Annotated in this window: 17 protein-coding genes; 9 read left to right on the forward strand and 8 right to left on the reverse strand. The window is 32.3% G+C overall.

Annotated features, from left to right (window positions below):
- Position 1 precedes the first annotated feature (1 nt).
- Complete coding sequence (locus ACXAHM_RS15145) at positions 2 to 676, reverse strand: YjjG family noncanonical pyrimidine nucleotidase (protein ID WP_474961299.1); 675 nt, start codon at positions 674 to 676, stop codon at positions 2 to 4.
- Positions 677 to 980: 304 nt separating this feature from the next.
- On the opposite strand from ACXAHM_RS15145, the gene ACXAHM_RS15150 reads away from it, so the two are divergent.
- The 3 genes from ACXAHM_RS15150 to ACXAHM_RS15160 all read left to right on the forward strand — a co-directional run bounded on the left by ACXAHM_RS15150 (position 981) and on the right by ACXAHM_RS15160 (position 4,320).
- Positions 981 to 2,294 (forward strand): dihydrolipoamide acetyltransferase family protein, encoded by a 1,314-nt coding sequence (locus ACXAHM_RS15150; protein WP_474961300.1) that lies wholly within the window; start codon positions 981 to 983, stop codon positions 2,292 to 2,294.
- Between the two features lie 546 nt (positions 2,295 to 2,840).
- Positions 2,841 to 3,230 (forward strand): hypothetical protein, encoded by a 390-nt coding sequence (locus ACXAHM_RS15155; RefSeq protein ID WP_474961301.1) that lies wholly within the window; start codon positions 2,841 to 2,843, stop codon positions 3,228 to 3,230.
- 691 nt (positions 3,231 to 3,921) lie between these two features.
- The gene (locus ACXAHM_RS15160) at positions 3,922 to 4,320 is read left to right on the forward strand and encodes a hypothetical protein (protein WP_474961302.1); all 399 of its coding nucleotides are present in this window, start codon (positions 3,922 to 3,924) and stop codon (positions 4,318 to 4,320) included.
- Positions 4,321 to 4,403: 83 nt separating this feature from the next.
- On the opposite strand, the gene ACXAHM_RS15165 is transcribed toward ACXAHM_RS15160, so the two are convergent.
- The 3 genes from ACXAHM_RS15165 to trpA all read right to left on the reverse strand — a co-directional run bounded on the left by ACXAHM_RS15165 (position 4,404) and on the right by trpA (position 7,582).
- A complete protein-coding gene (locus tag ACXAHM_RS15165; protein WP_474961303.1) occupies positions 4,404 to 4,970 on the reverse strand; it encodes a LutC/YkgG family protein in 567 nt (188 codons plus the stop codon).
- 212 nt (positions 4,971 to 5,182) lie between these two features.
- Complete coding sequence (locus ACXAHM_RS15170) at positions 5,183 to 6,535, reverse strand: MATE family efflux transporter (RefSeq protein WP_474961304.1); 1,353 nt, start codon at positions 6,533 to 6,535, stop codon at positions 5,183 to 5,185.
- 270 nt (positions 6,536 to 6,805) lie between these two features.
- Positions 6,806 to 7,582 carry a tryptophan synthase subunit alpha gene (gene trpA / locus ACXAHM_RS15175; RefSeq protein WP_474961305.1) on the reverse strand — a complete coding sequence of 259 codons (777 nt, stop codon included), beginning with the start codon at positions 7,580 to 7,582 and terminating at the stop codon, positions 6,806 to 6,808.
- A 224-nt stretch (positions 7,583 to 7,806) separates the two neighbouring features.
- On the opposite strand from trpA, the gene dapF reads away from it, so the two are divergent.
- Together dapF and ACXAHM_RS15185 are read left to right on the forward strand one after the other, a co-directional pair.
- Positions 7,807 to 8,586 (forward strand): diaminopimelate epimerase, encoded by a 780-nt coding sequence (gene dapF, locus ACXAHM_RS15180; RefSeq protein WP_474961306.1) that lies wholly within the window; start codon positions 7,807 to 7,809, stop codon positions 8,584 to 8,586.
- Between the two features lie 224 nt (positions 8,587 to 8,810).
- Positions 8,811 to 10,772, forward strand: coding sequence for a CHU_0125 family OmpA-like outer membrane integrity protein (locus tag ACXAHM_RS15185; protein ID WP_474961307.1), 1,962 nt, complete (start codon positions 8,811 to 8,813; stop codon positions 10,770 to 10,772).
- 78 nt (positions 10,773 to 10,850) lie between these two features.
- Here ACXAHM_RS15185 and ACXAHM_RS15190 read toward each other — a convergent pair whose 3' ends face one another.
- Both ACXAHM_RS15190 and ACXAHM_RS15195 read right to left on the reverse strand, forming a co-directional pair.
- Positions 10,851 to 12,779, reverse strand: coding sequence for a DUF3857 domain-containing protein (locus ACXAHM_RS15190; protein WP_474961308.1), 1,929 nt, complete (start codon positions 12,777 to 12,779; stop codon positions 10,851 to 10,853).
- Complete coding sequence (locus ACXAHM_RS15195) at positions 12,776 to 14,785, reverse strand: DUF3857 domain-containing protein (RefSeq protein ID WP_474961309.1); 2,010 nt, start codon at positions 14,783 to 14,785, stop codon at positions 12,776 to 12,778. The genes ACXAHM_RS15190 and ACXAHM_RS15195 overlap by 4 nt, the downstream gene beginning before the upstream one ends.
- A gap of 264 nt (positions 14,786 to 15,049) precedes the next feature.
- Between ACXAHM_RS15195 and ACXAHM_RS15200 the strand changes: the two genes are divergently transcribed.
- From ACXAHM_RS15200 to ACXAHM_RS15215, 4 genes are all read left to right on the forward strand, one after another.
- Complete coding sequence (locus tag ACXAHM_RS15200) at positions 15,050 to 15,412, forward strand: CoA-binding protein (RefSeq protein ID WP_474961310.1); 363 nt, start codon at positions 15,050 to 15,052, stop codon at positions 15,410 to 15,412.
- On the forward strand, positions 15,412 to 16,314 hold the full coding sequence (locus tag ACXAHM_RS15205; protein ID WP_474961311.1) for a histone deacetylase family protein: 903 nt from the start codon (positions 15,412 to 15,414) through the stop codon (positions 16,312 to 16,314). Before ACXAHM_RS15200 ends, ACXAHM_RS15205 begins: the two co-directional genes overlap by 1 nt.
- A 269-nt stretch (positions 16,315 to 16,583) precedes the next feature.
- Positions 16,584 to 18,281: a Na/Pi cotransporter family protein gene (locus ACXAHM_RS15210; RefSeq protein WP_474961312.1), complete on the forward strand. Its 1,698-nt coding sequence runs from the start codon at positions 16,584 to 16,586 to the stop codon at positions 18,279 to 18,281.
- 204 nt (positions 18,282 to 18,485) lie between these two features.
- The gene (locus tag ACXAHM_RS15215; RefSeq protein WP_474961313.1) at positions 18,486 to 19,445 is read left to right on the forward strand and encodes an acetyl-CoA carboxylase carboxyltransferase subunit alpha; all 960 of its coding nucleotides are present in this window, start codon (positions 18,486 to 18,488) and stop codon (positions 19,443 to 19,445) included.
- A 52-nt stretch (positions 19,446 to 19,497) separates the two neighbouring features.
- On the opposite strand, the gene ACXAHM_RS15220 is transcribed toward ACXAHM_RS15215, so the two are convergent.
- Both ACXAHM_RS15220 and ACXAHM_RS15225 read right to left on the reverse strand, forming a co-directional pair.
- Positions 19,498 to 21,456, reverse strand: coding sequence for a hypothetical protein (locus tag ACXAHM_RS15220; RefSeq protein WP_474961314.1), 1,959 nt, complete (start codon positions 21,454 to 21,456; stop codon positions 19,498 to 19,500).
- 41 nt (positions 21,457 to 21,497) lie between these two features.
- The gene (locus tag ACXAHM_RS15225) at positions 21,498 to 22,337 is read right to left on the reverse strand and encodes a hypothetical protein (protein WP_474961315.1); all 840 of its coding nucleotides are present in this window, start codon (positions 22,335 to 22,337) and stop codon (positions 21,498 to 21,500) included.
- Positions 22,338 to 22,572: the final 235 nt, after the last annotated feature.

Below are 22,572 nucleotides of genomic sequence, written 5' to 3' on the forward strand. Positions count from 1 at the left end.
CCTATAAGTACTCTATAATATCCATCAAATGTTGGACCTCAATATCAGCCACCGTTTTGTCTGTTCCGTAGTAGATCGTTTTTAAACCGAAATCCTTTGCTCCTTTAATATCAGCTGTTGGATTATCACCAATCATAATACTTTCTTCTACACTTGCCCCAGCTCTATTCAAAGCAAATTGAAAGATCGTTGGAGATGGCTTTTTAGCTCCACAAGATTCAGACGTCACCACTGTTTCAAAATATTTATCCAATCCTGTTGTGGACAATTTTGTAGCTTGTGTTTTATCAAAACCATTGGAAAGAATATGCATTGTATATTTCCCTTTTAATGAATCTAATAAAGGTATGGTTCCTTCTATTAAATGGGTCTTTGTTGGACAAATTGCTAAGTATTCATCTCCAATATCTGCAGGACATAATGCAGGGTCCAAACCTAACTTTTCAAAAGTCATGGGAAAACGTTTTAGACGAATGTCCTCTTTTGTTACTTTATCATAATTATAAAGTTCCCACAATTCATGATTTGTCGCTTTATAGGCTTTTAAATATCCCTCTACAGATACATTATGGTTAGCAATTTTATGATTTTCGAATAAAGTCACTAATGTTTCTTCAGAATTTCTTTCAAAGTCCCAAAGGGTATGATCTAGATCAAAAAATATATGTTTAATCATTTCTTTCATTATCTATTCTTAAATGGCTTGGTTTTCATAAGCAATGTTATAAGATGATCTAAAATTACGAAAACCATTTTTTTGAAAATAATTTGATGATTTTAATCTATTAAAAGATTTGTCATAATGTTTGGTTAAATAGATTTTTTCAATGGTTTCTAAGAATTTTTAACAATGAATTTAGCAAAAAACCTAATTTAATTTCTTTTAGTGTAGCTCATACACTAATTTTTTAAGTTCACTTTTATTACCTTTGCACAAAATCAATGATTTGTACTTAAAGATCAAGATCAACTAAAGATATATGGCACAAGTAGAAATGGTTCTTCCAGCAATGGGAGAAGGCGTTATGGAAGCCACCATTCTAGAATGGTTAAAACAAGAAGGAGACTCTATTACTCTAGATGAATCTATTGTAGAAGTTGCAACGGATAAAGTAGATACTGAAGTACCTGCTACTGTTGAAGGCGTTATCAAACAAATATTAGTGCAAAAGGATGATGTCGTTCAAATTGGCTCTCCTATAGCAATTGTAGAAACAGATGCAGTAGGTGAAGACTCAGCTCCAGCAGAAGAACCAATTAAGGAAGTTCAAGATGCTGCAGAGACACTAATGTCTGAAGTAACTACTATGGCTACTCCTGCCGCTGAAATCAGTGCTTCAAGTGGAAATCGTTTTTATTCTCCATTAGTTAGAAGTATCGCTAAAACTGAAGGTATTTCACAAGAAGTTTTAGATTCAATTCCTGGTACAGGTAAAGATGGTAGAGTAACGAAGAATGATATTTTAGGTTTCTTGAAAAATGGAGCACCTACTTCTACTCCTGCCGCTAAACCAACTCCTGCTCCCGCTCCTGTAGCTACAGCTCCTAAAGCAGTCACTCCTCCTCCTGCCGTATCAATGGACAACGGTGATGAAGTGATCGAGATGGATCGTGTACGTAAGATGATTGCAGATAGAATGGTTAGTTCTAAGCATACTGCTCCTCATGTCACTTCATGTGTAGAAGCAGATCTTACAAACGTAGTGGTTTGGAGAAATAAGCATAAAGATAGTTTCCAAAAGAAAGAAGGTGCAAAACTAACTTTCATGCCAATCATCATTTCTGCAATTGCAAAAGCAATCAAAGAATATCCGATGATCAATGTACAGGTAGATGGAAGTAATATTGTTGTAAAGAAAGATATCAACATTGGTATGGCTGTAGCAATGCCAAATGGTAATCTTATTGTTCCTGTGATTAAAAATGCAGATAGATTAAGTCTAAGTGGTCTTGCTATTAAAATCCAAGACTTATCTGTTCGTGCTAGAGAAAATAGATTGAAGCCAGACGAATTACAAGGTGGTACTTATACAGTATCTAACATTGGTTCATTTGGTAATACAATTGGTACACCTATTATCCTTCAGCCTCAAGTAGCAATTATGGCTGTGGGTACTATTAGAAAGAAACCTGCGGTAATCGAAACGCCTCAAGGTGATCTAATTGGTATCCGTCAGTTTGCTTACTTCTCGCACTCTTATGACCATAGAGTTGTAGATGGTGCATTAGGTGGCATGATGGTAAGAAAGGTTGCAGACATCCTTGAGAACTGGGATATCAATCAAGAAGTATAAATAGAATTAGATCCTATTGAAAAGAGGTATTTTTCGCTTGTAAAATACCTCTTTTTTTATGTCTCGTTTTTAGTCTATAAAAATCGGACACTTTTTACCATATCTCTAATTCATATTCGTAATATATCTATTCAATTATTAGATTATTAAAAAAATAGCTGAAAATTTTCCATTTATCTAAAAAACAGGATAAAGTTTACCATTAAAGAATTTCAACACTCAAAAACAAGACCTAAAAGACACTTTTAATCAGAACATTTAATAAGTAAAATTGATATACATCACCTTTTTATTCTATATTATTAATATTAAGTTCATATTAACCAAATAATATTCTGTAAATGAATTCAAATTCGTTCAAAACCGAACAATATGTTCATTTGAGGTACATCTAAAAGTGTATTATATATACTTAAAAGCAAAATAATCAATCATAAAATACTAGTAATCAATTAGTTATATTTTTATGGCATGCGGTTAGTATTTAGCAAAGTGTAATTAAATTAATCTGATTTCATCAATCAAACCCTTAAAATATAAGTTGTTATGAACACTTTAAGATATTTCTTTTCATTCGTATTTGTAGCATTAATTTCTTTCAATACTTCATTTGCTACGAACACTGTAAACGAAGACGAGATTGCTAAATTAAGAGCATCAGTAGAAAACGCAGAAGACTGGACTACATATGCTGATGCAGCTGAAAGATGTATTGAATTAAAGACCAACTTAAGTGAAGCATACTTGTGGTTAAACACTGCAATGGAAATGTCTGAAAGTGCTAGAACTTATGAATTAAAAGGAGATTATTTAAAATTAAATGGTGCTGATGATATGGCTATCGAAGCATATACTCAGGCTATTTTAAAAGGAATGAATGACGACTCTGTTGACGTAGATAGCGTTCAAAAGAAGTTGTTGTACTTAGCAAAATAAGTTAAGTAAAATATTAATTGAATTGGACATAGCGAAATGCTGTTAGAATTTTTCTGACAGCATTTTTTTATGCCTTTTTTTCATTATTCAAGAGCCTCTTATAACTCGAACAAAATATCATTTTATTCCAATTTAAAACACTCAAAAACAACCATTTATTGGTGACTTTGATCAACTAAATTCAAGCCTCATTTTCTTGAATAAATACCATTTCTCAAAAGCGTACACTTTACATTAATTCTCGTTCAAACAAGGAGAACTTTATGATATTCAAAAAAAATATTTCTTCAAATTTAGAATATTTACACAATTGATAATTATAATATCAAATTATTATCATTTTCATAAATAACATACTAAAGATTACTTTTTACACAAGAAAACTAACTTCCCTTTACACATGAAACAAAATATTAAAGACATTGATATGTATATTTACCAAATATAATTCTAAATAAATGTAAATAATCATTTCATTTCAGTATTATATTTTGAATAATTTTCACAAAAGTGATCGATTATGTACAATATGTTCATTTACGCAATAACAATTCCGTACAATTTACACTTAAAAATCAAATTTTAAGTCACAACTAATTAACTATCAAGTACTTAAGTTATTTTGGCAAGTATTTAGTATTAGGATAAGTGTAAATTAAACGAATCAAAAAAATACTAAACATATATAGCCATGAAATCTTTAAAACAACTTCTAGTTCTAGCGTTATTTGCAATCATCACTGTAAATCCTACATTCGCTAATCCAACGGACAATGAGGATAACGAGATTGACAAATTAAGAGCTTCTGTAGAAAATGCTACTGCTACAGATTGGGAGGCTTATTCTGACGCTGCTGAAAGATGTATTCAACTAAAAACAAACTTAAGTGAAGCATATCTTTGGATCGAGCAATCAATTGCGATCAATGCAAATGCTGATAACTTAGAAGTGAAAGGTGACTATTTAGCCTTAAACGGTGCTAGAGAAATGGCCATCGACACTTACAATAAAGCAATTTTAGCGGGTGTTACAAATGGTGAGGATGTTTCTGGAATCCAGAAAAAAGTTTTAAAACTCTCTCGTCGTTAATCGCACTTACTAATACTAACCATATAGACACAAAAAAGCCTTCAAGATTAAATTCCTGAAGGCTTTCTTATGTGCTTATCTTTTTACTTTTGAATAAATACAGTCAAAGATTTTGCTCCGTGTGCTCCTTTTACAAGAGATTGCTCAATATCGGCAGTTTTGGACGGCCCAGAAATGAATACTCCGTAACCACTTTGTTGAGGTTTTACATAAGTATACGCCTCATGCATATTCCAAACTACTTTTTGATACGGCAATACGATCACTAAGTGAGAAGCAACAGCAGTCAATGCTCTTTCAGCTAGTGTATCACCTTCAACCCAAATCGCACCGTTTTCAGCAACACCTAATTGACCTTCAATTACAGATAAGTTTAGATCTTCGACTTTTGTATGTTCTAGTGTATCTGAACATACAAAAGCTGGAATTGAAGAATAAACAGGTCCTTCTTTTTTTCTTTCATCGACCATTTGTTGTAAATGTGTTTTGTCATCACTTACAATTACCTCTACTCCTAACGAGTCTAACATCTCAAAGAAGAATTGGTGTTTATCTTCTCCTAAACCTTCAAAAATAGGAACTAGTGGTAAGTTCTTTGAAGGAAGGTCTAACCCTTTTATATTATTTAGAATCTTTTCTCTCGCTGTCATGTCTTAGTTGTTTTGTTTGAACCAATCATCAAAAGTTTGTGTTGGCACTGGCAACTCTCTGTCTTTACCCCAAGTATTTAAATTATTGTAGATGTTTCTTTAGAATTAAGTGGTAAAGATGCTGACTTAGATTTAGCTGTATAAGCAATATAAACATAACGTATTATGCTTCTTTCTAAATAAATTCCTTTTCAGCTATATTTAGTACTCCATCAAACACTAGCTCTTGGAACAAGCAATTTCTTCTTCAAATAGAAATAACCTATAACCAAAAATAAAGCTCTCAAAAAGGCACTAATACCTATCGCATACCAAACTCCATCCACTTCCCAGCCTAAATTATTGGCTAAGAAAAAGGCTAAAGGTACTCTGATAATCGTAAATGTAATATTGATCCAAGCGGGAATTTTGGTTCTACCCAAACCATTAATAACACCTGTGGCGACCATTTCTACACACATAGAAATTTGGGCGACTCCAAGTACTTCCAAGTAATCTGCACCTATAAGAATTGTGTCTCTTTCATTGACGAAAATATTCATCAATTCTTCATCCATATGATAAAAAAGTAAACCTGTCACTCCTCCCAATACCGCACACATTATCATGGATATATTAAAACCTTTGGCAATTCTATCAAACTTTTTAGCACCATAATTCTGCCCCGTATAAGACATCATTGCGGTAGCCAATCCAGTGATACACATATAGGTGATTGCCTCCAATTGATTGCCAATTTTTTGGGCGGCAATAGCATCAGAACCCCAATCAGAGATAATTTTTGTAATTGCAATGCCGACAACAGTAAAAACAATACGCTCTACTGAGGCTGGTAAACCAATTTTTATAATATCATTAATTCTTATAAAACGAATACCCCAATCAGTTCTTTTCCCAAAGAAATCTTTTCCGGATTTTATTAAAAATAAAAATAGAATTACCCCTTGTGCTACTCCAGTTGCCCATGCTGCACCTGCTACTCCCCAATCAAAATAAAAGATAAAAAGTGGGTCTAATGCTAGGTTTAAGGAAACACCTATTGACGAAAAAATAAAAGGACTTCTAGCATCTCCACGAGCATTACTAATGGATGTCAGCAACAAGGCTGGTAATGAAAAGAAAAGAAACAAAGTCATCCATGACATGTAGGAATAGGCATAATCTATAATGATTTGCTTTTGGAAATTGAAGTAACCAATGATTTCATCAAAGAAATACATCAAAATCGCACCCATGACAAGAATGATCAGCATCAAAGCTTTAATGGCATCTTTACTGTATTCTTTTGCTTTAGCATCATCATTTTCTCCTATGGATTGTGCAACTAGAACACCGGCTCCTATTAATATCACTGACGAAAAAGCCCAAACTAATTGTAAGAATACAGAGCTCGTACCTACTCCAGCAACGGCATCACTTCCTAATTTTCCTATCCAAACAATATCCACCACATTGGTCGCCGTTTGCATAAACATAGCACCAATAATAGGGATTGATAATCTTAATATTCCTTTGGCCTCATTGCCTTGGGTGAGATCTATATTTTTTGTCTTACTTTTTTCCAATAGTTTTTGAGATATTACTATAGAAGATAATTGATTTCAATGTTTTGAGAAAGTACTTCACGTACAACATGATCACGATTTCAATTCTTGTACTAGTTTTTATTCATATAGTATTAAAAAACACTACAAAGTTGTGACAGCTTTTGGCTTTTAGATCAAAAAAAGAATATTTCTTTGAACATTATAATTGAGACAAATTGAATCTCAATAAAAAAATGCTATCAAGTTCTCACCCAATAGCATTCTAATATTTTTATTTTTAAGAAGATATTATTCTCCTCTAATTCCTTTTACAAAAGCATTAATATCTTTTGGTAAATCATTGGATGATTTAATCAATTTCACGAAAGCAGAACCAATAATAGCTCCATTTGCATGTGCAGATGCTTGCGAGAAAGATTGATGATCTGAAATACCAAAACCAATTAATCTTGGATTCTTCAAGTTCATATTTTCAATTCTCTTAAAATAATCTACTTGAGCATCAGAAATACCCGTTTTTGCTCCCGTTACACTTGCCGAAGAAACCATGTAAATAAACCCTTCTGTATTTTCATCAATTTCACGAATTCTCTCATCAGAAGTTTGAGGAGAAATTAAGAATGTATTTCTAATACCATAAGAATTGAACATCTCTTTTAGGTTCATCTGATACTCAATCATCGGTAAATCTGGAACGATAATACCATCAATACCTACTCTTTGGGCATCTTTACAGAAATTCTCTAAACCATATTGCATGATAGGATTGAAATAGCCCATCACCACAACTGGCACTTGTACTTCTTCTCTAAATCCTTCTAACTGCTCAAACAATTTTTGCATAGTCATACCATTATCCAAAGCGATTTGATTACTGTCTTGGATCGTAGGACCATCCGCTACGGGATCAGAAAACGGAATACCAATTTCGATTAAGTCCACTCCTGAATCTTGAAGTGCCTTCAATACCACTCTTGTATCTTCTAATTTTGGAAAACCAGCCGTAAAGTAAATATTTAATACGTTTTCTTTCTTTCTCTGAAATAATTCGTCAATTCTATGCATGCTAAAATCTGTTTGTTTTGCTCCGAAAGTTACATATTCTAAAGCAAACTAACACCTTCTCTACTTGATTTCATTTCACCTAAAGCTTAGATCTACAATTATTTGCTTTTTTTTAAGTGAATTCCTCAATATTTTTGCATTAAAGAAAGAAGAAACGTATTGAAAAGTACAATCTTCCATTTTCTTTCAAGAATTATTAATAAATCATAGAATACAATAACAAAATGATAAACTTCTGGAAATACCAAGGGGCAGGAAATGACTTTGTAATGATTGATGATAGAGAAAATAAATTTGATATCAATGATTATAAAAAAGTTGCATTCTTATGTGATAGAAGATTCGGTATTGGTGGTGATGGCCTTATCCTTATCCGCTTACAAGACGGTTATGATTTTGATATGGTATATTTTAATGCAGATGGACACTTAGGTTCTATGTGTGGAAATGGCGGTAGATGTGCCGTACGTTTTGCACATACTCTTGGCCTATTTGAAACAAAAACGAAATTCTGGGCTGCTGATGGTGAACATGAAGCTGAACTTGATGCTTCTAATACTGTTCACTTAAAAATGAACCCTCCAGGTGAAATCGAAGTCAATAACGATCACTATTTCATGGATACAGGTTCTCCACACTATGTACGTTTTGAAAATACATTAGAAAATTTTGATACAGTAGCAGAAGGTAAAGCGATCCGTCATAATGAGCGTTTTAACGAAGAAGGTACGAATGTCAACTTCACAGAAGTGACAGGTGATCAAGCTTTGAGGGTGTTTACTTTCGAAAGAGGCGTTGAAGATGAGACATTAGCATGTGGAACTGGCGTGACTGCTTGTGCAATTGCAGCCAATATTGAAAAAGGAATGTCCTCTCCAATTGCTGTAAAAGTAAAGGGTGGAAATCTAGCAGTAGGCTTTAATAAAGTAGCTGAAAATAAATATGATAATATTATTCTTTCAGGTCCAGCAACCCCTGTATTTGAAGGTAAGATTGAAGCATAAGAAGATTAAATTATATAATAGCCTTCTCTCCTAATAATTTTCAAGGAGAGAAGGCTTTTTTTATTCTCTTGAATTTGCACTTTTATAAACAAAATCATAACTTTTATATCATAAGAAAGTTACACTCTTATATCTAAAGCTGATGAACGTTATATAATCTATCAAATGCTCACCTGCTTATTAGTCCATTTCACTAACCTTAGCAAACCACGAAACGCATAAATATGAAGCGTCTTCTTATATTTATAACATCTATCTACTTCTTTGGAAGTTGCTCTTCTCCTCTATCCGTTGCTGACAAGCACTTTATAAGTGGAGAATATCAGCCTGCTATACACAAATACGAGGCTATTATTAAATCTGACAAATATGCTAAAGAAAAACCTGAGGCATATTATAAAATTGCCGAAGCTTATCGCCTTTCGAATCGATTACCAGAAGCATTGCCTTATTACAAGCTAGCGAAGGATAATGGATACGAAAATATAGATATGTATTATTACTATGCATACGGCCTAGAACTACAAGGTGATTATTCCAAAGCAAGAAAATTATTTTCTAGATACGCTAAAGAAGGTGAAGATCGACAGCTGATTCGTCGTGCAAAAGATGAAATAAAACAGATAGACATGGTGGATAGTTTATCAAAAGTCGTTGATCCATTTATAGAAATTTCTAAATGTGATGCTTTGAATAGTGAGGCATCTGATTACTCTCCAATGTTCTTAAAAGGGGAAATGATTTTCGCTTCTACAAGAAGTAAAGAAACGGTATACCATGGAACAGGTGAAGGGTTTTCGAACTTATATACTTATACTTTCGACAAAGCAGATAGTTGTAATGGAACTGTCACATTCTTTGATAGTTTAGTCAACAAACCTGATTTTCACGAAGCATCAGCAACTTTTAATAGAGCAGGAAATTATATGATTTTCGCTAAAAGTAATAGTGGTCATCATAAAGAGAATTACAAAGAAGTTGATTTGTATGAAAGTAGATTGGAAAATGGACAATGGACAGAACCAACAATCTTAAATATAAGCAGTCCTCAATCATGGGATGCCTGCCCTGCCTTATCTACAAATGGTAAAACTCTTTACTTTGCTTCCAATAGAAAAGGTGGTTATGGTGGTATTGATATTTATCGTTCTCAATTAAACACAAATGGATCTTGGGGCAAACCAAGAAATATGGGTCCAAAGATCAATTCACGCGGAAATGATATGTTCCCATTCGTAGCTCCAACTGGAAAGATGTACTTTGCTTCAGATGGACATCCTGGATTAGGGGGTCTTGATATATTTGAAGCCACGCGTAAAAACAAAAAAATTAGGATCAGAAACCTAGGAAAACCTTTCAACTCTTCGGCAGATGACTTTGGGTTAGTATTCATGGAAAAAAGATTTGGTGCTTTCACTTCTAACAGAACTGAAGGTGAAGGTGGCAATGATAATATCTATTTTTTCTCTGATCAAACACCAATTCTGAAACCTGTAAATTATTTCTTAGCAGGTACTTCATATGCAATGAAAGATACTACGAAATCAATCTTAGCAGGCGCTGAAGTAGAATTATACACACCTGAAATGGAGTTGATTGAAAAAGCAATTTCAAATAAAGATGGTCGATATGAATTCAAAACTCAACTAAATATGGGTGATGAATATATATTGATTGGTAACAAGTTAAAATATTTCGAAGATTCTGTTTACTATACAACAGCAGATAAGGAAGTCGATCAAGAGGACCTAAAGGAACGACCTGAAAAAATAGTCAACTGGACTTTAGAATCTGAAGTAGAACTTACTAAAGATTTCTATGATGAATTGATTGAAGAAGGTGAAATTACACTCAATAATATTTTCTATGATTTCGATGATTACAGAATTCGTCCAGATGCTGCAAAAGAGTTAGACAAATTAGTGACGCTACTAAAGCAACATAATAATATTAGTATTGAGTTAGGTTCACATACTGATGACCGTGGTTCTGAAAAATATAATCTTAAGTTATCTCAAAAAAGAGCAGAAGCTGCTGTCGAATACATTGTAAGTAGAGGAATTAATCCTGATCGCCTTGAAGCTAAAGGTTATGGAGAACTTCTCCCAGTAGAGTTTAATGCTCAAACAGAAGAAGAACATCAACTCAACCGTCGAACAACGGTGGCTTTATTAGAAGATATATAAAAAAATAGTTTACAAAATTATAAATAAAAAGAGATCATTTCATTCTGCAGAAATGATCTCTTTTTTATATATTTTAATTTACTCTACATCAGTATCTTCCTTTACTTCAGCAGGAGAATATTCAACCCAATAATTTTCATCATCATATGCATTTACTTTTCGCATAAATGAATAATAATCATTGTATTTTTCATTAGAATATACACCTCCATTTAAAGTTAACTTTCTGATATATGTAATCGAAGTTTCTGAGGTTTTCACGACTTTAGAACTATAAGACCCAAAGTCAGTTTGTAATGATTTCTCCTCTGGAAATGCAGATAATTTCATGCCTTCCAAGAAATGAATTTCAACACTGTCTACATCAGAATAAGGATAATCAATTACAAAATCTGTTTTTCTAGAACGATATCTTTTAGGAGTTCCATAATCATCTTTAAAAGGAAATAATGGAATCATAAAACCGTTATTTACCATTTGACTATACTTACGCACCTCGCATGTATAGTCCATATTGGAAGATGGGTTTGGATATGATTTATCATTTTCAACCTTAAGGTCTAATAATGATGAAGCTGAAAGAGCAAATCTATTTGAAAATTGTTTCTTCAATTCTTCCTCAGATTCTCTTGCTAAATCTTCATAGTTATCATATTGAAAACCATAAGATGAAATATGACTTTGTAACCAAACACTATTATTTGCTTTCAACTTCACAATCGTTTTTCTTACTTGTGCATTGTCTTCCGCTGTATATTGTTTCGTCGATACAATCTTACTTTTTCCTTCTTCAATTAATAAAGCTTTTCGATTACCAGTAAAAGACCCCATATACCCAAAAGGTGTTGTTTGAGAAGTACATTCTAACCAAACGGTATCTTGATCAACAATATTCGGTAAACATAATATCGCATGATTAAATTGTGAACCTACCATTTCTTCATCCAATGTGGTATATCCTCTACCGCCTTTAATAATTACATAACGAGCATCAACACCCAATTCCTTCATTAGATTATAGGTATAATTCGATAGTCCTTTACAATCACCATATCCCTTACTATCTACCAAACTTGAATTCATCGGTTTTAATCCACCAATTCCTAACTGTATACTTACATATCTAGTTTTACTTTGCATGTATTCATAAATAATACGTGCTTTTTCTAAATCCGATTCTGCATCTTTCGTCAAAGCTTTTACTTCATCAATAACTTCTTGAGAAAGATCACGTGTGTTTTTATTTAACCCTGAAATGTAATCCCCAAATGAATTCCAAGAAGCTAAACTTCCTTTAGTATCTTCATAAATAAATTGATAAGGTTGAACAGAAACATAAGGTAAAAACTCATTTGCAGGTAAGCTTTTTCGTTCATATTTCTGAGCATTAAAGTTATTTAAGTTCCATTCATAAACGTCCTTTTGCTCACTTGTTCGTTTCGTATGCTTATTAATATTTTTCTCTCTAATTCTAAGTTTCTTACCACTAGGTACTTTTACTGTAAAACTTGATGAAACAATGGAAGCATTATAATCTGAAACTGGATACCACTTTGGATATACAAAAGTACCATCGAAAGTTTTGGTATATGAATACTCAATAACAGCAGGATAAACAGAAATAGTAGGTTCAATATATTTCACTCTTTGATCACTTATATCTGCTGCACCTGGAGAGGTGGATACATCTACAATTTCTTCTGTTTTGAATTTTTTAGGCTTCTTAAAACCTTTTTCTAAAAGAGAACCTTCTAAATTACTGATACTTGAACTTTCATCATAAAAAGCAACAAGGGAGGCCTTTCGAAGACCATCCTTGTTTTTAACCCATATTTTTTGATGGAAATGATATTCCATCTTTTCATCATCTTGTACATCTAATTCTTCATTAGATTCCAAAATAACAATATCCGAATACTTTAATACTTTCTCATCTAATTGTCCTAATTGACAAAATGCAGGAGTTACTAAAAGAAGAAAATATATGTATAAAATTAATTTTCTCATTTCACTTGCTCTTTTACTAAGACGATAGATGTATTCTGAAGTTCATATGCTTCATCAAAAAAGCCTTTTAAAGAAGTATATTCCTCAGGAACATAAACCAAACGATTAACTTTTAAATCAACCATTAGTGTAACAACATTCCCTTGATATGAAGCAATATATTTTACACCACCACTTCTCTTGTCAATAAGGCTCATACTTACAGGTTTCTTTAAATCTTTTACTGTATATCCTTCAGGAATTTTTACTTGAATTGTAAATTTTGTTCGATATGCATAAGGAAACTCAACAGGGTATCTTCTTTTTTCTAATTTAAATGGATTCTCAATCACACTTAAATATTTTAATGGGTTAATGATAATCGCATCTCCTGCTTTTTCAACACCATTTTCTAATTCAAAATCAAATACCTCAACAGGTTCTTCATAAATGTTATTATTATTTTCAACCTTATATTCCCCGATTAACAAACCAGGATTCTTTTCTTCATAATTTTCAAGATACTCATCTTCACTTTCAAAAGAATTATACTTTCTTCTCCAACTGATAGCATCGTAACCTAAATGTTTTCCTTTATAAGTTCCTGTTACATTTAGATCATTGTCAATATCTACAACTAGGGTTTCGTGAACTTCATCCTTTACAGCTGGTGATATATTCATAAATTGACCATTGACCTTATCATTTTGAGACATCAATACACCTTGGTAATTTAGATCTCTTGTAGGTAAAACTTTAAAAGGATAATTTTTTTCTGTAGCATCTAATAAGTAACTGTTGTCTCCATCTAATACAAAAGCCATTACATAATTTAATTGTGCTAAAGAAGGGCTAGACCTTACAATTTTTCCTTCCGAACGAATACTACCAAAGAATGGATAAGCAGATACTCCCACTTCTTTTAAACCTGCAATCAACATTAAATTGATATCTGCTACATTTCCTTTTCGGTTCATGTATGCCTTTCTTGTTCCACCATCATCAGCATATAATCCCAACTTTTTATTCCAAGTCATACGTTTTCTAACTACCTCATAAACTAAGAATGCTCTTTCATTAAGGTCACTTGTTCTAGCTTTAATAGCATCTAATTCTTCTTTCATAAATGCCGTTTTAGTCAACATACCTCCACAAGAAGATGATTGTCTTAATTTCACCATCGCAGAACTCCATGTAGTGGAAACAGGTTTTATACCTCTTTCTGTTGCAGAAAGTTCCATCTCAATTCTTGCAATATAGTCTTTAGGGGAAGTCATAAAAGGTTCCTTTTTGAAAGCAGGAATATTTTCTTCTCTCCAATGTCTTGTACTAGTACTTTCTGTAAAAGATTGTTTTGTATCTAGAAATGTAAAGGTTGCTGTGGAATTAGAAGATTTCAATTCTTTTAGGCTATAGTATCTAGAATTATTTACGGAATAAACTAAATACTCTGGCACTGTAAATTTAAAATCACTTACAAGGGTCGGAATATCTCTCTGAGCAATCCAAGGGTCTAGTGAAAATATAAAGTCAGATTTTTTAATGTATGAGTATTCAATCACAGATCCTACTTTTACATTACTAAATGAAACTTTTTTTACTTTTTTATTCTCACTTAATTTTTGATCATAAATATTATCCTTTGTCAGTTTTATCTTTTCAACAGAACCGCCTTTCATATTGTAGACATACCCCTTAATGGAAGAGATACTTTCTCTTAAACCATCATTTTCATAATAGTCTAATAATACATCAGCATACTTCAGCCCTTCTTTCTTTAATATTTTAATTCGGATATGCTGTTTGAAATTTGAACGGTAAAATGAATTACCACCATCAAACATAAGTTCTCCAAAATCTCCAATAACAACTGCAACTGCTGATGTATCGCTTTCAAAAGTTGTCATTTCTACTAATTCTTGAGATACTTTACCCATTTTCATTTTAGTAGGTGGAGTTTGCCCATATCCAAAAGTAAAGGCACAGGTAAGTAGAGTAATAGATACCAGCTTAATTAGTTTGTTCATAAGTAAAAGTTTACAAGTAATAATCTCTTCAAAAAAGATAGAAAAATCTGTTGACAAATCACAGATTTTCAAAACAATAGTTGACAATAGTTACTTTATCTATTGAATAAGATTAAAAAGAGATTTTTTTTAAAAATTAATGTAATACCTAATATCTTTAAAAGAATTGAAAAAGAAAAATTCAACTCTAAAATTTAATGCACTCCATAACAAGAATTGTGTATTTTTGTAGTTGGCTTAAACAATTTTAGTAAAGTACTTCAAATGAAAAAAACAGTCATTATTGGGGCGACACCTAACCCTTCTAGATATGCATTTCTTGCTGCTCAACGTCTAACTCAAAACGGTTACCCTATTGTTCCATTAGGAATAAAAAAGGGAAAAGTGGGAAATGATGTGACTATTATTAATGATAAACCAATGATTGAAGATGTAGATACAGTGACCATGTATGTTGGTCCTCAACGTCAAGGTGAATGGATAGATTATATTATTTCATTAAAACCTAAAAGAATTATTTTCAATCCTGGAACAGAAAATCCTGAGTTTTATAAAAAAGCAGCAGAAGCAGGAATTTTTACAGAAGAAGTCTGTACTTTAGTCATGTTATCTGCCAAGACATACTAATGTTAAAAGTAGCATACCATCCTAGATATGGTCATCCTGTTGAAAATGGACACCGTTTTCCTATGGACAAATATCCTCTTTTAAGAGAACAGCTCCTTTTCGAAGGCACGTTAAATGAAGAAAATCTATTTTCTCCAATTGAAGTTGAAGAAAAACATATTCTGACTACACATTCTCCTGAATATTGGGATAAACTTAAAAATCAAAAATTATCCTATAGAGAAATCAGAAAAATTGGTTTGCCTATGTCTGAAGATTTAATCACTAGGGAACTAATTATTACTCAAGGAACAATTGATTGTACAGAATATGCTTTGAAATATGGAGTTGCAATGAATATCGCTGGTGGTACTCATCATGCTTACACTTCACATGGAGAAGGTTTTTGTATTTTAAATGATTTCGGTGTTGCTTCTAATTATCTTATCCACGAAAAGGGTTTTTCAAGAATATTAATCATTGATCTTGATGTTCACCAAGGCAATGGAACTGCAGAAATATTCGAAGGAAATGATAAAGTATTTACTTTCAGTATGCACGGTGCTAATAATTATCCTTTAAAAAAAGAACAATCAGACCTCGATATTCCTCTTGAAGATAATATGGATGATCGCACATACTTAGATGTACTAAATAAATATTTAGATGAATTATTTCCTACAATACAACCTGAGTTTGTCTTTTATTTGTCAGGAGTTGATATATTGAGTACTGATAAATTAGGTAAACTAGGTTTGAGTATTCAAGGCTGTAAAATGAGGGATGAAATAGTTCTTCAAAACTGTTATGATTATAACATTCCAGTTGTGATTAGTATGGGAGGAGGCTATTCTAAAAAGCTTAGTACGATCATCGAAGCTCATGCAAATACCTTTAGAGTTGCAAATAATATTTATTTCTAAAATAAGAATGTGAAAATAATTATGATTATTAATTAGAAAGTAGGAATATTACGCCACAAAAAGGTCGTACTCACTCTGATTAGGTGATTTTAAAGCCTTGGGTCAATTTATTTAACCTTAAAAAATAAAATACTGAACTCTTGAGCTACTGTAATTAGATTAACAAATTATTAATTTACTTATATTTAATTACAGTATACTAAGATTTGAGTTACTTTGCACTTTCTAATCCAAAAGTGGATTTAGATTTTGTTGTATTTACATAAGATATGGAATTTGGAATTTTTGAGTTTCTGAAACTTGTAGGAGCGCTCGGTTTATTCATCTACGGGATGAAAGTAATGAGTGAAGGGATACAAAATGTTGCAGGAGATAAAATGAGAAGCATTCTCTCCGCAATGACCTCAAATAAGTTTGCTGGTGTTTTTACAGGATTCTTAATTACTACAATCATTCAATCCTCTTCTGCGACTACCGTAATGGTGGTTAGTTTCGTGAACGCAGGATTATTAAGTTTAACACAGTCTATAGGTGTTATCATGGGTGCCAATGTTGGTACCACCGTAACTGCTTGGATTATTTCGATTCTTGGTTTCAAGGTCAAAATGTCCAAATTAGCATTACCAATCATTGCAATTGCATTCCCAATGATGTTTTCTAATTCTAAGAAATTCAAAGATTGGGGAAATACATTAGTAGGTTTTGCTGTGCTATTTATTGGTCTTCAAATGTTGAAGGATTCTGTTCCGAATCCATCTCCAGAAGAACTTTCATTCCTTGAATCTTTCAAAAATTTAGGGATTTTTGCACCAGCTGCTTTTGTGATTGTAGGTACATTAATCACTATCATTGTACAATCATCAAGTGCTGCAATGGCCTTAACTTTAGTACTTTGTAATCAAGGTGTTATTCCTTTTGATATTGCTGCTGCAATGGTATTAGGAGAAAATATCGGTACTACTGTCACTGCAAACTTAGCTGCTGTAGTAGGTAACACAAATGCAAAAAGATCTGCTAGAGCTCACTTGATTTTCAATGTAACTGGTGTGATATGGATGTTATTAATCTATCCATTCTTCCTAAAAGGTGTCATTTACTTTATGTTGAATTTCACTGATTTTGGAAACCCACTTACAAATGCGAAATCAGTTCCAATTGCATTATCTATCTTCCATACATCATTTAATATCATAAATACAACGGTTATGATATTCTTTGTAGGAACGATTAGAGATATAGTAGTAAAAATGGTTCCTGAAAAAGAGGAACAAGATGACTACAGTCTTGAATTCATTTCTGATGGTAGACCAATCGCAAATGAAGCAGGCGTAGAACAAGCAAGAAATGAAATAAAACGTTTTGCTCACATTATTGCAAAACAAACAACGACTGCCAGAAATCTTTTTGGTACAGGGAAAGAAAATAAAAAAGAAAGAAAAGGATATATCGCTAAACTCCGTAAAATCGAGGAAAACTCCGATAGAATGGAGCAAGAAGTTTCCCTTTTCTTATCAAAAATATCAAGAGATCAATTATTATCTTCTTCTCAAATTGATGAAGTTAACAACCTTATGAGAGCTGCTCACGAAATCGAAAGAATTGGTGACATTTACAAAGGAATGACTTTTACCATTGAAAAGAGATATGATCAAAAAATCTGGTTATCTGAAGGCCAACAACAAGATTTAGATGAATTCTTAAATGTTGTGGATGAAGCTTTCAATATCATGAATGCTAATATTGATGCCACTACTGTTGATCTTGAAGCTGCAAGAGCAGCCGAAAAAGCAGTGAATCAAAAAAGAAAGCAACTTCGTAGAAAACACCTAGATCGTTCAGAGTCAACGTCTGAAGAATCAATTTCTACTGGAGGTCTTCTAGCATACAATGACTTATTATCATCAATGGAAAGAATTGGTGATCATATTTTAAATATTTCTGAAGCATTTTCAGGTGTTGTCGATTGATTTCAATCGCAATTCACTATAAATGAGCCTCTTCTTAATAAAGAAGAGGCTTTTTTTATATCATTTAACTGTTTTATTATTCCATTAAAACTTTTATTGCGTATGTTTGCTTTCTGAATAGTACAATTTTAGAAATCTTTCTAGGAATAATCCTTTCTTAGTCTGAAATTCTAATGAGAATTAAACATCATATTTTTCGTAGCAATGGATCAGAATACACTGCTAGATTTCGAAAAGCCCATCGCTGAGCTTGAGGCGAAACTTGAAGACATGAGAGATCTTGCATCTAAAAACAATGTAGATGTAAGTACTGCTATAGAAGAGCTTGAGAACAAAATCGTGCAATTGAAAAAAAGCACTTTTGAAAATCTTACGCGCTGGCAAAGAGTACAACTTTCACGTCATGCTGATAGACCGTACACACTCGACTATATTTACCAAATCACTGACGACTTTGTAGAGCTTCATGGTGACAGAGCCTTTGGAGATGATAAAGCAATGGTAGGTGGTTTCGGCAACATCGACGGAAAAACCTTTATGCTTATCGGGCAACAAAAGGGTAGAAATACAAAACAACGCCAGTTGAGAAACTTTGGTATGGCTAATCCTGAAGGTTACAGAAAAGCACTTCGCTTAATGCAACTTGCAGAGAAATTTAGAAAGCCTGTTGTTACTTTTATTGATACTCCTGGTGCATTTCCAGGTTTAGAAGCTGAAGAAAGAGGTCAAGCTGAAGCAATTGCAAAGAACTTAAAGGAAATGTTCAAATTGACAGTTCCTGTAATTTGTATTGTTATCGGTGAAGGTGCGTCTGGTGGAGCATTAGGTATTGCTATCGGTGATTCAGTAATGATGCTTGAAAACACTTGGTACTCTGTAATTTCTCCAGAATCTTGTTCTTCAATTTTATGGAGAAGCTGGGATTACAAAGAACAAGCTGCTGAAGCATTAAAGCTTACAGCGAAGGACATGAAATCTTTTGGATTAATTGATAAAATTATTCCAGAACCACTAGGTGGAGCTCACACAAATCCTCAAGAAATGTTCAAAATCATGAAGGACACAATCTTGAAGGAAACTGCTGAGTTAGAAGCTTTAGATACAATTACACTTAAGAATAACAGAATTGAAAAATTCTCTACTATGGGTGTTTTCAATGAGTAATCTTTATTACTCATTATACATAAGGTCAATTCATTTAATGGATTGACCTTTTTTATAACTTAAGCTTCATCTGAAGAAAAAACTCTTGCTTAATATGACTTGGTATTTCATCTTGACCACTCCCAATTACTTCACGATCAAAATAAAAGGTCCTTGCCCATCTTCCTATTAATTTAATTTTTGAAGATAATTGATATTTAAGCATTAAAAACGTCTTCCACCCTTCCCCATAATATGCAGGAAATGAAAAAGCATATTGAATATTTTTTTCATAACTATATAATCTCGAAGAATAATCATCTGTATTAAATAAAGCTATTCTGCTATCTAATTTTAACTTTCTAGAAAAATTACAACCAAAGTCTTGTGCGAATAAATAGCCAATTGATTCTTGTAATCCTTGATAATAATGGACTCGAATAGATGGATGAAAGTAAAATTTTCTATCGTGCTGCAAGACACTTCCTAATACAAATTTAAAATTACTTTCAATTCCTAATAGAGACTTTGAAAGTAAATCAACTGTATAATACCTTTCTTTTTCTTTATACCTTACTCTACAATACACATTTACAGTTGAAGACAATCTAGTTTGAAACTTTCCAAATAATTCTACTCCATTTATACCTGTATCATTTAAATAACTAGGGTAAAGTGATGAAAATAAATCTGCATACCCCTCAATCAATAACTTTTTATTTTTCTTCCATTTAAATCCTAAATAAAAACCCTCTTCATTAGTAGTATTGGTTCCTTCTGATAATCCATTTCCATAAATAGAAATATAATTATGTGCATAATTTCTACCTGAAAAGACTAAATCAAAATGTTTAGACAAACTTAAATAAGATGAAAAGACAAAAGCATAGCCTCCAAAACTAGAATAGGCAAGTTCTGAGAAAAATGAGAAATTCTTCCAGTTAAAAGATAAATCTAAACTTGTATTGGATACAAAATTTCCTTTAAAAATGGACAATGAATCTTGACGTACTTGAGGTGAAATATACCTAGAATATTTATTCTGTATATGATTTATACCCAGTAAATAATTCTTTTTATAATATTCTAATCGACCTCCAAAACTATAAAGAGTTAAGTTCTTTTTATTTGCTATTTCTGTATTTGAACGATGTAGTCCATTACTTATAATTCTAGTTGAATCCATTGCAACAGCATCTAATTTATTCACACTACCAAAAAGAGTAAATTTAAAAGAAGACAGAGGTTTAATGGTTACTAAGCCTCCTCTCATAAAACCACTCTCTGTAACTGAGTTGTAAGGACGTCCTTCAGATAAGGCTCTAGTAATATTAAGAATTGGATCTCCTCCTTTTCCTAAAAAATAACCTCCTCCAAAAACAAGCCCTTGCCCACCTATCATTTGGTAATCTCCTAAAATAACTTTTTCAAAAACACCTCTATTACTGACACTTAGATGTGCAGAATAATAATCTATTCCAAAACTTCCTTGATTAGGTTGCCAATCCCAAATTTCTCCAGCGTCATGTTGTAAGGCTAATCCAATACTGTAATTGTTTTTCTTAGACCAAGTAATTTTATTTTGAAAATGAAAAGGTACTCCTTTATAAGTATCATTGGAAAAACCTTTTGAAAAAGGAAATTTCATTCCGAAGTTCATTAAACTATAATGTATATCAGGTGCCACTAGTTCTTCTCTAAAATTCTTCCCATTTTCATCATTTTGAGATACATAAGTACAGTTTTTGACTAGCTGTATAGTTCTATTATCCCAACTAGGTATTCGCTTTAACTCACTTGTACTTACCCATTTTCCATATTCTTTTTGATAAGTATCAAAGGCTTTGACTTCATCATATGTTAAAGAAAATAGTATCTGTAATTTTGATAAAGAAATTGTATTTAAGTTTTTAGGGTTATGCATCAATGACAACCAATATTCAATTTCTTTAGGGGTCATTTGTTCTAAATCAGCTGTAGAAAAAACTTGTGTTAACCAATCATTTTCTTCTTGATTTACTTGAGCTAACATGGAATTTATTGATAATAATAGTAGTAGAGTGAAAAGGATCTTCATTTTTTTGTAAGTCCATAACGTAATGTAAAACAATGTGACCATGGTAAAACTTGATGTATTTGAAAGCCATAATCAATATTCCACCTATTCAATTGGACTGAACTTCCGAATCCTATTACTAAAGGAAATAAAGCAATACCAGTATAAATATTTAAGTATTTTGATAGTTGATAATGAAGGGATGTTCTTGATATTAAAACTTGATCAGTTGCCTTATCTAATTGAGTAACAACACTTAAATAATCATCAAAAGTATATTGAATACCTAGTTTAAAAAGTGACGTAATGAGAATATCAACTTCCTGATTTTCATACCCTTGATTTAGAAAATTATGTGTATGAAAAGAAAGAGATATTTTGGGTGATAAGCTTGCATTTATACCAAAATTAAAAGTATAGGCATGAAGTTTTTGTAAATAATCACCACCTATTTGATAAAAATTAATACTTCCTCCTATCTGAATAATTCCTAAAGAATGACTTAAACCTAAAGTAATTGCTTGCTCATTAAATTCTATATCACCAAAACGTTGAGCTGAGAAAGAAACTACACAATTCTTTAAGGGGTAAATAGAGGAAAATCCTATTGTGGAAACAGATAAAAGTTGAAAATTCCATCGATGTGAAAGACTCAATGAAGGATGCTTTACATCAGCTGTATTAGCTATCGCATTTACTGCTGACCAAGTATCTTTGAGAAATAAATTTGCTTGTGCACTTCCTAAAGAAATAGCTCCATTATCATGAAGTGTAGTACTGGAAGTAATAGTTTGCGCTTTTACTTCTTCTATGTAAAAAAAATAGAAGATAAAGACGCTCAAAAATGAACGTATCATTTGAACCGTTAAATAGTTAGTTATAAATGCATTAATCAGTGAATAGTTGATATAGTTTGCTATCTAAATCAGCTTATTTCAGAACTAAATTTAAAATATCAATACATACTTTCATAATTATCAACCTAATATTGTGAAGATTAAAGGAAAGAATTGTATTTTCAATTATGAAAGTGGAATCGATTAGCAAAAATCTGATATTTATACTCGATTTCAACTACCCATTAGACTTAGT

It is taken from the genome of Flammeovirga sp. AWQ4_249 (assembly GCF_056161045.1).

Excerpts from the sequence above, each read along its gene's own strand:
- ACXAHM_RS15195 (WP_474961309.1), bottom strand. The coding sequence starts at position 14,785 with ATGAACAAACTAATTAAGCTGGTATCTATTACTCTACTTACCTGTGCC.
- ACXAHM_RS15165 (WP_474961303.1), bottom strand. The coding sequence starts at position 4,970 with ATGACAGCGAGAGAAAAGATTCTAAATAATATAAAAGGGTTAGACCTT.
- ACXAHM_RS15190 (WP_474961308.1), bottom strand. The coding sequence starts at position 12,779 with ATGAGAAAATTAATTTTATACATATATTTTCTTCTTTTAGTAACTCCT.
- ACXAHM_RS15150 (WP_474961300.1), top strand. The coding sequence starts at position 981 with ATGGCACAAGTAGAAATGGTTCTTCCAGCAATGGGAGAAGGCGTTATG.
- ACXAHM_RS15220 (WP_474961314.1), bottom strand. The coding sequence starts at position 21,456 with ATGTTAGCTCAAGTAAATCAAGAAGAAAATGATTGGTTAACACAAGTT.
- ACXAHM_RS15215 (WP_474961313.1), top strand. The coding sequence starts at position 18,486 with ATGGATCAGAATACACTGCTAGATTTCGAAAAGCCCATCGCTGAGCTT.
- trpA (WP_474961305.1), bottom strand. The coding sequence starts at position 7,582 with ATGCATAGAATTGACGAATTATTTCAGAGAAAGAAAGAAAACGTATTA.
- ACXAHM_RS15155 (WP_474961301.1), top strand. The coding sequence starts at position 2,841 with ATGAACACTTTAAGATATTTCTTTTCATTCGTATTTGTAGCATTAATT.
- ACXAHM_RS15205 (WP_474961311.1), top strand. The coding sequence starts at position 15,412 with ATGTTAAAAGTAGCATACCATCCTAGATATGGTCATCCTGTTGAAAAT.
- ACXAHM_RS15210 (WP_474961312.1), top strand. The coding sequence starts at position 16,584 with ATGGAATTTGGAATTTTTGAGTTTCTGAAACTTGTAGGAGCGCTCGGT.
- ACXAHM_RS15145 (WP_474961299.1), bottom strand. The coding sequence starts at position 676 with ATGATTAAACATATATTTTTTGATCTAGATCATACCCTTTGGGACTTT.
- ACXAHM_RS15160 (WP_474961302.1), top strand. The coding sequence starts at position 3,922 with ATGAAATCTTTAAAACAACTTCTAGTTCTAGCGTTATTTGCAATCATC.
- ACXAHM_RS15200 (WP_474961310.1), top strand. The coding sequence starts at position 15,050 with ATGAAAAAAACAGTCATTATTGGGGCGACACCTAACCCTTCTAGATAT.
- ACXAHM_RS15185 (WP_474961307.1), top strand. The coding sequence starts at position 8,811 with ATGAAGCGTCTTCTTATATTTATAACATCTATCTACTTCTTTGGAAGT.
- dapF (WP_474961306.1), top strand. The coding sequence starts at position 7,807 with ATGATAAACTTCTGGAAATACCAAGGGGCAGGAAATGACTTTGTAATG.
- ACXAHM_RS15225 (WP_474961315.1), bottom strand. The coding sequence starts at position 22,337 with ATGATACGTTCATTTTTGAGCGTCTTTATCTTCTATTTTTTTTACATA.